Source organism: Pseudoalteromonas sp. 2CM39R (genome assembly GCF_023161845.1).
The window spans coordinates 21055-33395 of record NZ_JALNTM010000023.1; the positions used below are offsets into that span (position 1 = coordinate 21055).

General features: G+C 40.0%; 10 protein-coding genes. 3 read left to right on the plus strand and 7 right to left on the minus strand.

Features of this window, described 5'->3' with window-relative positions; all coding sequences use genetic code 11:
- Positions 1-56: 56 nt before the first annotated feature.
- The 4 genes from thrC to MTF66_RS32005 all read right to left on the minus strand — a co-directional run bounded on the left by thrC (position 57) and on the right by MTF66_RS32005 (position 5312).
- Positions 57-1340 (minus strand): threonine synthase, encoded by a 1284-nt coding sequence (gene thrC, locus MTF66_RS31990; protein ID WP_248529665.1) that lies wholly within the window; start codon positions 1338-1340, stop codon positions 57-59.
- Between the two features lie 13 nt (positions 1341-1353).
- Positions 1354-2286: a homoserine kinase gene (thrB, locus tag MTF66_RS31995; protein ID WP_248529667.1), complete on the minus strand. Its 933-nt coding sequence runs from the start codon at positions 2284-2286 to the stop codon at positions 1354-1356.
- Positions 2287-2295: 9 nt separating this feature from the next.
- A complete protein-coding gene (gene thrA / locus MTF66_RS32000; protein WP_248474126.1) occupies positions 2296-4713 on the minus strand; it encodes a bifunctional aspartate kinase/homoserine dehydrogenase I in 2418 nt (805 codons plus the stop codon).
- 230 nt (positions 4714-4943) lie between these two features.
- Complete coding sequence (locus tag MTF66_RS32005) at positions 4944-5312, minus strand: response regulator (protein ID WP_010390921.1); 369 nt, start codon at positions 5310-5312, stop codon at positions 4944-4946.
- Between the two features lie 366 nt (positions 5313-5678).
- Here MTF66_RS32005 and MTF66_RS32010 point away from each other — a divergent pair, with 366 nt between their 5' ends.
- Both MTF66_RS32010 and rdgC read left to right on the plus strand, forming a co-directional pair.
- Positions 5679-7445 carry a sensor histidine kinase gene (locus MTF66_RS32010; RefSeq protein ID WP_054202211.1) on the plus strand — a complete coding sequence of 589 codons (1767 nt, stop codon included), beginning with the start codon at positions 5679-5681 and terminating at the stop codon, positions 7443-7445.
- Positions 7446-7508: 63 nt separating this feature from the next.
- Positions 7509-8420, plus strand: coding sequence for a recombination-associated protein RdgC (rdgC, locus tag MTF66_RS32015; protein ID WP_010390919.1), 912 nt, complete (start codon positions 7509-7511; stop codon positions 8418-8420).
- A gap of 59 nt (positions 8421-8479) precedes the next feature.
- On the opposite strand, the gene MTF66_RS32020 is transcribed toward rdgC, so the two are convergent.
- On the minus strand, positions 8480-9319 hold the full coding sequence (locus MTF66_RS32020; RefSeq protein ID WP_010390918.1) for an HDOD domain-containing protein: 840 nt from the start codon (positions 9317-9319) through the stop codon (positions 8480-8482).
- A 281-nt stretch (positions 9320-9600) separates the two neighbouring features.
- Between MTF66_RS32020 and MTF66_RS32025 the strand changes: the two genes are divergently transcribed.
- The gene (locus MTF66_RS32025; protein ID WP_010390917.1) at positions 9601-11301 is read left to right on the plus strand and encodes a hypothetical protein; all 1701 of its coding nucleotides are present in this window, start codon (positions 9601-9603) and stop codon (positions 11299-11301) included.
- A 61-nt stretch (positions 11302-11362) separates the two neighbouring features.
- Here the strand turns inward: MTF66_RS32025 and MTF66_RS32030 are convergent, their stop codons facing one another.
- Positions 11363-11893 carry a hypothetical protein gene (locus MTF66_RS32030; RefSeq protein ID WP_010390914.1) on the minus strand — a complete coding sequence of 177 codons (531 nt, stop codon included), beginning with the start codon at positions 11891-11893 and terminating at the stop codon, positions 11363-11365.
- A 30-nt stretch (positions 11894-11923) separates the two neighbouring features.
- The gene (locus tag MTF66_RS32035) at positions 11924-12322 is read right to left on the minus strand and encodes an HIT domain-containing protein (RefSeq protein WP_010390912.1); all 399 of its coding nucleotides are present in this window, start codon (positions 12320-12322) and stop codon (positions 11924-11926) included.
- Positions 12323-12341 lie beyond the last annotated feature (19 nt).

Here is a 12341-nt window from a genome sequence, read left to right on the forward strand (position 1 = left end):
GCGACACATAAACAAACAAAAAAGCGGCCTAAGCCGCTTTTTCTAAACGTGTGATTTTAACCAAGCTTAGCAAATAGTTCGCTGCGTAAATCGTCGTAATCATTGTGCATATCAATGGCTAAACATGGTTTTGCAAGCGCATCTGCTAGCGGTTTTGGCATGGCTATTTCGGTATTTAGTACCTCTTCAACGCTTTCTTTAAATTTAGCTGGGTGTGCAGTCGCTAAAAAGATACCTGCAGCATCTGTTGCTTTATTTTCAACAAGCCCTTGGTAGGCAATCGCGGTATGAGGCTCTGCAATATAGCCAAGCTGTTGAATTTTTTTCATCACTGATTTTGTGCTTTGCTCATCCACACTAACAGAATAAAAATTGTCATAACTAAACCAGTTATTATCTAGCATAGTTTGTACCCGCGGCCAGTTATTAGGTTTACTGACATCCATAGCATTAGACAATGACTCAATAGTGGCGCTGGGCGTCCACTGCTTATCAAGCATATAACGTGGCACAGTATCATTTTGGTTTGTAGTCGCACTGAGTTTACCTACTGGCATACCAATAACAGCGCCAATCATAGCCGCACACACATTACCAAAATTACCACTGGGTACTGAAATATGCGCTGTAGCACGCTTTTCTTTTGGCAGCTGTGCTATTGCCTCAAAGTAATAACAAACTTGCGCAACTAAGCGGCTAATATTGATTGAATTTGCTGAATTTAAACCAAGTTTTACTTTTAACTCTTCATCTAAAAATGATTTTTTAACCAACTCTTGGCAATCATCAAAACTGCCTTCTATCGCGTAACAATGAATATTGTCACCGAGTGTAGTAAATAGCTTTTGCTGAGCGAGTGAAATTTTGCCCTTAGGGTATAAAATAACCACATCAATATTTGGCTTATTATAAAAAGCATGCGCGACAGCGGCACCGGTATCACCCGACGTTGCTGTCAATATTGTCACTTTTTCGCCGTGGTTAAACTGCGCTAAACACTCCGCCATAAAGCGGCCACCAAAATCTTTAAACGCCAATGTCGGTCCATGGAAAAGCTCTAAGCAGTAGGTGTTTTCTGCAACTTCCACCAGCTTAACGGGGAAGTTAAATGCATTTTTTACCATTTGGGCAACCGTATCGCTTGGTAACTCATCACCAATCAGATGAGAGAGGATTTTGCCGCTACGAGTTACAAAGTCCATATCGAGTAACGCATCAATATCGCTAAGCGGCGCTAACGACTCTGGGAAAAACACCCCTTGATTACGCCCCAATCCAGTTTTAACGGCTTCAACAAACGACACCTTTTGTGAATTTTCTTTTAAGTTATGTAATTGCATGACTACTGCTCCTTTATGCTGTTAATTGACGCGTGCCGTCGTTATCTAATTTACAAATATGGCAAAAACCTTGCTCGTTGATGTAATTTTCCTCTAGCCACTGCGCGCATTGCTCTGCCGCTTCAAGCGTTTTACATACACTAAACAAAGTCGGCCCTGCGCCTGAAATACTCACCACTTCGCCACCGAGTTCTGGCAAACTAAGTTTGGCTTGGTCAAAACCATTTATTAACGGCGCACGATGTGGTTCAGCAATATTGTCTTGCATAATACAAAGCGCCTCATCAAAACGTGAAGTCAGCAATAAACTGCTAAAAGCCGATAATCGCTGCGCAAACTCTACCCCCACATGCATACTTAGCTCTTTTGGTAAAACAGAGCGTGCCTTTGCGGTATTGAGCGAAAAGCCAGGAAATGCGGCAACGTAATACCAGTTTTCATCAACAGGTAACGCTATTGATTTATTTGGAATTAAGTCGCCCGTTAATTGTAAGCCACCAAGGTAACAAGGAGTGATATTGTCATAATGACGTCCACCGCTTACCAAGCCTTCAAAATCGGCCATTAGCTCTATTAACTCAACTTGGCTTAAATTAGTTTGAGCAAACTTATCCAGCGCTGCAAATGCCGCAACAACAGAGCAAGCACTTGAGCCTAACCCAGACCCTATAGGCAGGTTTTTCTTCAACTCTAATTTTACGGCTGGCATATTCGGTGCTACATGTGTACGAAAATGCACTAAACATTGATACGCTAAGTTTTCATTCGCATCGCTTGGGAGTTTATGGGCGTATTCGCCACTACAAATAAACTCATCACGAGGCGCTTCACATATAGTAACCACATCCCCCAGCAAGCTGCCATCAATCGGGGCTAACGCCGCACCGAGGGAGTCAAAACCAACCGTAAAATTACCAATGGAGGCTGGCGCATAAACTTCAATCATAACCGCCCCCTAGCGTGATAGTGTTTTAAGAATATCGGCAAATACACCCGCAGCAGTTACTGCAGAGCCTGCGCCATAACCACGGATAACAAACGGACGTGGCTGATAGTATTGGCTTAAAATAGCCAGCGCATTTTCACCATCACGAATTACACTTAATGCGTGTGATGAATCTACCGCTTCAATACCTACTTTACAGTGTCCATTTTTAATTGTGCCTACATAGCGAAGTACTTTACCTTCACTCGCTGCACTTTGAATACGGTCGTTAAAGTCAGCATCCAGACTTGGTAGCTTTGCCATAAACTCATCAACATTGTCACCTTGGGCGAAGCCTTGTGGTAGTACAGACTCCACTTCTATGTCGCTAAGCTCCAATTTCATACCTGCTTCGCGGGCAATGATAAGTAGTTTACGTGCTACGTCTGTTCCCGATAAGTCATCGCGAGGATCGGGTTCAGTAAAGCCACTTTCTTTCGCTTTAATTGTTGCTTCAGAGAGTGATAAACCATCTTCAAGGGCACCAAACATGTACGAAAGTGAGCCAGATAAAATACCACTAAATTCAAGTAATTCATCGCCAGCACCAAAGAGTGATTGCAAGTTATCAATTACAGGCAAACCCGCACCTACGTTAGTTTCGTATAAAAATTTACGGTTATTTTTATGCGTTGCTGCAATTAAGTCTTGGTAATAAGTATATGAACTAGTCGTCGCTTTTTTGTTAGCGGCCACAACGTGGAAACCCGCATTTAAAAAATCGACGTATTGCGAAGCCAAGGCATCTGATGAAGTACAATCAACTAGCACAGGGTTAACCAAGTGATTTTGCTTAACAAACTGTTCTACTAATTTTAAATCAAATGCTTGCTCTGATTGCGTTAGTTTTTGTTGCCAATCATCAAAAGCAATGCCTTCACCATCAAGGTGTAATTGACGAGAATTAGCCACACCGTATAGGTTTAATTTAATATTACGCTTTTCAAGCCATGCTTGTTGACGTTCAAGCTGGTTTATTAGCTCTTGACCGACTAAGCCACATCCCAATAAAAACACATCGATTGAAGGCACATGAGTGAAAAAGTTTTCATGACAGATTTTAACCGCGTCATTACACAACTCACCATCAATAACCGCAGAAATAGCGCTTTCAGTTGAATCTTGCGCTATGGCAACAATGTTTACTTGTGCTTGAGCAAGCGATGCAAAAAACTTAGCAGCTAAGCCTTTATGTGCGCGCATGTTATCGCCCACTAGCGTTACAATTGCTAAATTACGTTGCACATTTACCGGCTCAATTAAGCCTGCTTTTGACTCTAAGTCAAAGGCTACTTGCAACGCATTCAACGCTAGATTTAAATCACTTTCATGAACACAAAAACTGATGCTAAATTCACATGATGATTGAGTGATCAGGACGATTGACACGTTATCATGCGCTAATGCATTAAATACTTTCGATGCCATGCCCACTTTGCCCTTCATACCAGGGCCCGAAACGGTCAACATAGCTAAGTTTTGTAGGCTTGAGAGTGCTTTTACTGGTTCATCAGATACCGTATCGTTACTAATTAGTGAGCCTTGCGCATCTGGGTTATGAGTGTTTTTAATTTCGCATGGCACTCCAGCTTTTGCACACGGTAGGATAGTTTTAGGGTGCAACACTTTAGCGCCAAAATAAGAAAGCTCCATCGCCTCTTTGTAAGATAGGAAATCAACCTTAGTGGCTTTTTTGATATAACGCGGATCGGCGCTGTATACACCATCAACGTCAGTCCATATTTGGCACACTTGCGCCTCTAAACACGCTGCAGCAATCGCCGCTGAATAATCAGAGCCATTTCGACCAAGTGTTGTGAGCTCACCTTTATCATTACTTGCAGTAAAGCCAGGCATAATGTAAACCGTTGCTGGCGACTCTTTTAGTACCGCTTGAAAACGGGCTTTACTGGCGACTAAATCGGCTTCAGCGTCTATGTGTCCACCCGTTGAAACAATACAGTCTGTTGCTTGTAAATAATGCGCGTTATGATCGGCTAGTAGGCTTTGCATTAGCGATACGCTAACACGTTCACCAAAGCTAATAATAAAAGCCCTGATTTTATCTGGGCAACACTTAATTAGTGCAACCCCATCAAGCTTATTTTTCAATTCGTTAAAGTCCGGCCAGTTTTGAACTGTTCCTTGTCTTTCCTCTACAGCCGCTTTTAAAGCATTGCAGCGGGTAACAAGTGCATCCCACAACGGGTTGAAATCCTGCCCCTGCTCTGCAGCACTAGCCAACGCAACAAGCGAATCTGTCATACCGCCAGGCGCTGAAAGCACCAGTAACATTTCATCTTTTAATTGTGCCTTAGCTAGAGCAGCTACTTGCTCTAAGCAGGCAAAGTCAGCGAGCGATGAGCCACCAAATTTTAAAACGCGCATTTTTTATGTTTCCTCATTCCATAAAACGAAAAAAGGCCTGTGTTCTAAGTGAACACAGGCCTTTAAATTTGTTGCACCGACCTATGCCACTATCCAGTAAGAATGGTGGTTGTAATAATAATGGTCGTTACAAGACTAAATGTTTTCATAAGCTTAAGACTGCCTTAACAAAGGCTATTCTGTCAACCCTAAATTAGAAGATAAAACAGTCTTTTTCATCATGAATTTTATTAATAAATGCCAAACTTATGCAAAACGTCGTTAAGTTGTATTTTATTAATCGGTTTATGAATGAAATCAATTGCACCAAGTTGCGCTACCCGCTCTCGCATTTTTTGTTGAATGTCAGCAGAAATTACCAATACATAAGTTTCTATTTTATTTGCTTTAACTTGCTCAAGTACTTCAATACCATCCACTTCAGGCATGGTTAAATCGAGGCATAGAAGATCAAACTGCCCATGATGCAACTGCTCCAAGGCTTCCTTACCATTTTTTGCCTGTTGAATATCGGCATCTATGCACTCATTTAAACAGCGGACCACTTGTTTACGAGCAACGGTTGAGTCATCACAGACTAAAATAGAAAAACGCACCATAATGACTATTTAATTAAACTCATATAAAACACCTAAACCCACGCTAAAATCAATTTGCTTGCTCAGTCAGCAAAAAGTAAAGAGTATAACCAACATAACTAGCGAGCAGGTTATTTACTGTATCTTTTACTAACGTTATCAATAAAATGCATGAATGCACAATACAAATTAGCAAAATAACTCTACCTAATTTACAAACAAGCTGGCTAACACACTACGCTTTATTGTTAAGTTCATGAGGGAATCCTTATTTAAGAGCCTAAAATAACAATATAATAAAATATATGTTTATTTTTAATGATTTATTAACTAATGTTTATAAGCGTACATTAACAGCTGAATAACTAAAGGAAATACAAGTCCCTCATGCCGCAAAAAAGTCTCTCAACAAAGTTACTCACACGAGTTTTATCAGTTTATTTTATACTGACTTTTGTGGTGACCTGCGGACAAATCTTCGCAGAGTATGTTAATACCAAAGATTACATACGCGATGAGCTCGGCACACTGCAAAAAACATTTGGTAGAAGTTTAACCCGAGCAATTTGGGAGCTAAATATAAAGCAAACTACAACAACCGCAGAAGGATTACTTGATATACCTATGGTTGAAGGAGTTATTATCCGTGATGATAACGGCGCTATTATTTCTCAATTAGGCCGTGCACTAAACATTCATAACCTTTACAGCCAGCAACTTGTCCAAGAAGACGTCATGGTAGAGGATACTAAAGCCGGCTTGTTTGGCTATACATTTCCGCTTATTTTTGAATTTTCAGGCCGTGCCACTCAGGTAGGCGATGTGACTTTATTTTCTAGCCGCGACGTGATCTTTAGTCGCATCATGCTCTCTATTTACTTTTTAATTGGCAACGCCATGATTAAAACCACCTTTTTAATCATCTTGTTTTTAATCGCATTTAGAAAGCTATTAACTGAGCCGCTCACACAACTCACTGAGCAAATTGAATATCTTGAATTAGAAGAGCTCGATGGCCAGCACGTTAAAATTGTCACTGATGAAAATAACGAACTGAAAGTAATGGAACGCTCTTTTAACAATTTGATCTCTAAAGTTGTTGAGTATAAAAAAGAGTTAAAACAAACCCAGCATGACCTAATCGAAAGTAATCAAAAACTAGATCAACAAAACTTACAGCTTGAACAAGATGTTGCGCGAAAAACATCAAACCTAAGCCAAGCTATGATCGATCTGCAGCAACAAAAATATGAACTCGAACGCCAAAAAGCAGTATTAACAGAAGAAGTTGACCTACGAAAGCAAACAGAGCAAGAGCTGCTAAGTAAACAAACCCAACTACAAAACTCACTCGATGAACTAAGCTTTGCGCAAGAGCAACTTGTTGGCTCAGAAAAAATGGCGGTATTAGGTGGTTTAGTTGCTGGTATCACTCATGAAATTAATACCCCTATTGGTATTGGCGTAACCGCGACCTCATTTTTGCAAGAGCGCTTAACTGAAATAGAAACTGCATTTAAAAATAAATCGCTATCTTCCTCGGCACTGGAAGGCTTTATTAATGATGCAGCACAAAGCGCTCAGCTACTCTCTCACAATTTAGAGCGTGCCTCAGACTTAATCACCAGCTTTAAACAAATTGCTGTTGATCAAGCCAGTGAGGCGCTAAGAACCATTAACTTTAAAGATTACATCAATGAAGTTATACGTTCTTTACATCCGCAAATTAAAAAAACATCCCACAGTATTCGCCTGCACTGCCCGGATGATTTAATTATTAATTTACCTGCTGGGGTGATCAGCCAAATATTTACTAACTTAATTATGAATTCATTAGTTCATGGCTTTGAAAATATAAATAGTGGTCAAATCACCATAGATGTAAATACCGATGAAAACGACTTAGTTATTAATTATCAAGATAATGGTATCGGTTTAAAACCAGCTCAACTTAAGCGTTTATTTGACCCATTCTTCACCACAAAGCGTGATGAAGGTGGCAGCGGCTTAGGTGCTCACATTATTTTTAACCTTGTAAAACAAACACTCAATGGCAAAATTGAAGTCAGTAGCGAACCTAACCAAGGGTTACATTACCGAATTTCGTTCCCTAAAAATATGTCATCCCCCCTGCCACTTTTTAAACTCGATTAGCCGTTTCTAGAAGCGGCTTTTATTGCTATGATTGCACAAATTTTTTAAATGGATCATTTCCCTATGTGGTTTAGTAACCTTATATGCTATCGCTTTAAACAAGACGTTTCGTACACTCAAGAAGACTTTGACAAGGCGTTAGAACAAGATCTATTTCGTCCATGTACTGGCCAAGAGTTGGCAACATTTGGCTGGACAAAAGCATTTGGTAAACATGGTGAAACTTTGTCTCACTTTTCACAAAAAAGCATTTTAGTCTGCGCCAAGCGTGAAGAGAAAGTGTTACCGGCATCTGTAATAAATGAGCTTGTTGCAGAGAAGGTTGATCAGATTGAAGCTGAAGAAAATCGACCAGTAAAGAAAAAAGAAAAAGATGAATTAAAAGAAAACATCTTGCACACGCTACTGCCACAAGCATTTAAAAAGTCGAGCTTACAGTTTGCGTTCATAGACCAGGAAAATGGTTGGGTTGTAGTTAATAGCGCAAGCTTTAATAAAGCTGAAGAGCTTCTGGCGTTACTACGTAAATCGTTAGGCACATTACCGGTTGTTCCTGCGTTTGCTAACTATGATTTAGATGTATTTTTAACTGACTGGCTTACTAACTTTAGTACACCTGAGGGCTTTGCGATTGGCTCAGATGCTGAGCTTGAAGAAGCGGATGACAGTGGAGCCCAAGTTAAGCTTAAAGGCCATGACTTAGCGTGTGACGAAGTAAAATCACACCTTGAAAGTGGTAAACGCGTGACTAAGCTTGCCTTGGATTGGCAAGAGCGCGTTAAGTTTATGCTACAAAACGATGGTTCAATTAAACGTTTAAGCTATAGCGAAACACTTAAAGAAGAAAATGCCGATATTCCTAAAGAAGATATGGCGGTTAAACTAGACGCTGACTTTATTCTTGCATCTGAGGAAATAAAACAGCTTCTTGAAGAGCTTACTCAAGGCTTAGGTGATGCAGACGATTTAGCGTAAAAGCTTTATTAAACAAATAAAAAGCACGACACTAATCGTGCTTTTTATTGTTCAAAAATTTAGCTAAACATTTCTTTTACGTCTTCAACCATATGCAAGTATTCCTCACTCTCTAACATTTCTAATGAAGGAAAAATGCCTTTATCAATATAGGTTTGTAGCGCCGCAGATTTATCTGATACTTGTAGGGTTCCCTCAAGGATTGCACCAATGCGAATAAAGTCGATATAACTCACTTCAGTAGAGCGATAGTTAACATCAGCCCAGTGCTGTGCAACCTCTACAAACACATCAGGGAATTCCCATGCTTTCATTATTGAGCCACCAATTTTACCGCTTAAACGTTGAATTGCATGCGCTAAAAAACTCGGATTGGCAAACACTTCTGGATGTCGCTCAGCTTCAGTTAAAATCGGTAATACCCCAATATTATAAACCAATGAAGCTAGTGTAATGGCATCACGGTTAAGCGAAGTGTGGGTATTTCTTTTTAAGTAAAACTCCATCAATGAAATAGAATGCGAGGCCACATGCAGCGTTTTTTGCCACGCCTTGCCCATGTATCCCTTTATTAGCTCATTATTAGATACAAACAACTGCTCCATTGCCATGGCTGTAGCTATATTTTTTATTTGCCTTAAGCCAATACGTGTCACTGCTTGATGTAAGTTAGACACCTTTACAGCACGACCCATAATAGCACTATTTGCTACTTTAATCATTCGCGCAGACAGTGCTGGGTCATGTGCTATTGCATCTGACATTTGCATCAAATTTACATCTGGATTGTCAGCGGCTTGACGAACCTTAATCGCTACCTCTGGTAACGTAGGTAACACCAGTGTGTCGTTGTTAATTCTGTCAACCAAAATTGTGAGTAAGGCATTTTCTGTAGACATAAAATATCCCTTTGCTTAATGACCTACACTTTACAGCAAGTCTTATATTATTAATTATTTCAAAGCTTAGCAGTACTAAACATATACCCAAAGTAGAAAAAATTGTAGATAATTATTGATTATTTACTAGTGCCTCACTGATTTATGCGCACTAACGCCTAATACTTGCTATTTGCTAGGGGGTTTTGCTTTAATGCAAACATGCTAAGGCACATTAACACGCTTCAGTACCTTAACTTACAGTATACAAGTTATAAAATAGACTTTTTAAAGGCAATATAATGATCTTAAATAAAATTAGCCAAGCAATACTGCTCTCTGGCATCGTTTTTCTTAGTGCCTGCTCTGAGCAAGCACCGTCTTCAAGTAATACGCCGCAGAGCTCAGCGCCAACGGCTTCTCAAACGCCTTCTGGGCCAGCGCTTGTTAATATTGACCGTCAACGCTTAGACATATATACAGACTTTAGTTTACAAAGTGACTTATCACACTTGTCTGACAATCAAAAAGCTATGGTAGCTAAACTTATTGATGCTTCAAAAATTATGGATGATTTATTCTGGAAGCAAGCATTTGGTAAAGATAAGCAAGACTTTTTAGCACAACTAGATGATGAAAAAGTACGTCAGTTTGCTGATATTAACTATGGCCCATGGGATCGCTTAAACGGCGATGAAGTATTCTTATCAGGCTATAAAGAAAAGCCGCTTGGTGCAGGCTTTTACCCAGCCGACATCACCAAAGAAGAGCTTAATAACGCTGATGTAAAAGATAAAACAGGGCTTTACTCACTGATTAAACGTGATGAACTAGGCAACTTATACAGCACTCCTTATTCAGAAGAATATGCCTCAGAGCTTGCTCAAGCTGCTGAGTTACTTAGAGAAGCCAGCAAGCTAGCCGACGACAAAGAATTCGCCAACTACCTAAACTTACGGGCTGACGCAATACAAAGCGATGACTTCCAAGCCTCTGACTTTGCTTGGATGGATATGAAAAATAACCCAATTGATGTGGTTATTGGCCCAATTGAAAACTACGAAGACCAATTATTTGGTTACCGTGCTGCCTATGAATCGTATGTACTAATTAAAGATTTAAAATGGAGCGAACGCCTGGCTAAATTTGCTGCCTTTTTACCTGAGCTGCAAAAAGGCTTACCTGTCGATAGCAAATACAAGCAAGAAGTACCAGGATCAGATGCTGACTTAAATGCCTATGATGTTGTTTATTATGCTGGGCACTCAAATGCTGGCAGTAAAACCATTGCAATTAACTTGCCCAATGATGAGCAGGTGCAATTAGAAAAAGGCACTCGTCGTTTACAGCTTAAAAACGCAATGCGTGCGAAGTTTGATAAAATTTTAGTGCCTATCTCAGAGCAGTTAATTGTGCCAGAGCAACGCAAACACATTACCTTTGATGCATTTTTTGCCAATACCATGTTCCATGAAGTGGCTCACGGTTTAGGGATTAAAAACACCTTAACGGGTAAAGGTACCGTTCGCCAATCACTTCAAGAACACGCTAGTGCTTTAGAAGAAGGTAAAGCCGATATTCTTGGTTTATATATGGTTGAACAGTTACTTAAAAAAGGTGAGATCACTGAAGGGACTTTAGAAGATTACTACACCACCTTTATGGCGGGTATTTTCCGCTCAGTACGTTTCGGTGCCTCAAGTGCACATGGTAAAGCAAACATGATCCGCTTTAACTTTTTTGCTCAAGAAGGTGCTTTTTCCAAAAATGAAGATGGGCTATACAGCATCAACATGGATAAAATGGGTGATGCCATGGCAAAATTATCGCGCCTTATTTTAACTCTACAAGGTGACGGTGATTACGAAAAAGTAGATCAACTCATTGCCACTCATGGCGATATTAAAGCGGAACTTGCTAAAGACTTAGAAAAGTTAAGCAAAGCGAACATCCCTGTAGATGTGACCTTTAAACAAGGTAAAGATGTGCTTGGCCTTGATTAACAAAAGCTAATTAAATAAAAAGCGTTACATTGTAACGCTTTTTTATTACTTATCAGTATGCTTATTTGTCATTCACCACTTTGCGTACAACCGGCTCAAGGCTTGCCATTCCCCACTGCTTACCGATTTCAATCGCAGACTCTATATCTGTACCTTGCTGGTGGGCTGAAATAGCCATTAACGCGCCAACACGGTTGCTACTTGCACAATGAACAACCACCGACTCACCTTTAAGTTGCTCTAAAAGATTGGCTAACTGCTTTGCATTATCAGTGTTTACGTCTTTTGCACCCGCAATCTCAATTGCGTGGTAGCTCATTCCTAAAGAGTTGACTAACGCGCCTTCATCCCAGTCTTGCTCATCTGCTGCACGTAAATTAATAACATGCTTTACCTTGGCTTGCGATAATTGCTTAAACTGCTCTTTAGTCGGTTGCGCTGCTGAAAAAACCAAGTTGTTATGTGCTGCAAAGTTTTTAATGCTAACGTTATTTACCACATCTGTAGCTACCGGCTGCTCGCTCGCTATTACTGTTGAAACAGCAATGGCTGCTATAAATACACTAGTGCAGAGTTGTTTTATTAATTTCATACTATCTCCTCAAAGTAACCCATTCTGATTTTAAAAATGTGTTTTTAATTGCTCTATCTGCTCATTAGTATAAGGGACACTTGGAAACTTGCCCCATACCGGCGCAGGCCATGCAATATCTGTTTTAAAACGCGCTATATGATGAATATGTAATTGCGGTACCATATTACCAAGCGCGGCCACATTTAACTTATCAGGATTAAACACCTCAATTAATAAATGACTGAGCTTAGCCGACTCCTGTAAATAAGTAATTTGTTGCTGCTCGGTTAAATCTATTATCTCTTTTAAACCCGCTATTCTAGGAACTAATATAAACCATGGGTATTGGCTGTCATTTAGTAGTAATACCTTACAAAGAGGCCAATCGGCCAGTTCAATACAATCTCTTGTCAGCTCTGGGGCTAAGGTAAATGATGTTTCGCGCATGTTAAATCCTTAGGTTATT

Coding starts and splice junctions, on each gene's coding strand:
- thrB (WP_248529667.1), bottom strand. CDS start 2,286: ATGATTGAAGTTTATGCGCCAGCCTCCATTGGTAATTTTACGGTTGGT.
- thrC (WP_248529665.1), bottom strand. CDS start 1,340: ATGCAATTACATAACTTAAAAGAAAATTCACAAAAGGTGTCGTTTGTT.
- MTF66_RS32005 (WP_010390921.1), bottom strand. CDS start 5,312: ATGGTGCGTTTTTCTATTTTAGTCTGTGATGACTCAACCGTTGCTCGT.
- MTF66_RS32010 (WP_054202211.1), top strand. CDS start 5,679: ATGCCGCAAAAAAGTCTCTCAACAAAGTTACTCACACGAGTTTTATCA.
- rdgC (WP_010390919.1), top strand. CDS start 7,509: ATGTGGTTTAGTAACCTTATATGCTATCGCTTTAAACAAGACGTTTCG.
- MTF66_RS32035 (WP_010390912.1), bottom strand. CDS start 12,322: ATGCGCGAAACATCATTTACCTTAGCCCCAGAGCTGACAAGAGATTGT.
- MTF66_RS32030 (WP_010390914.1), bottom strand. CDS start 11,893: ATGAAATTAATAAAACAACTCTGCACTAGTGTATTTATAGCAGCCATT.
- MTF66_RS32020 (WP_010390918.1), bottom strand. CDS start 9,319: ATGTCTACAGAAAATGCCTTACTCACAATTTTGGTTGACAGAATTAAC.
- MTF66_RS32025 (WP_010390917.1), top strand. CDS start 9,601: ATGATCTTAAATAAAATTAGCCAAGCAATACTGCTCTCTGGCATCGTT.
- thrA (WP_248474126.1), bottom strand. CDS start 4,713: ATGCGCGTTTTAAAATTTGGTGGCTCATCGCTCGCTGACTTTGCCTGC.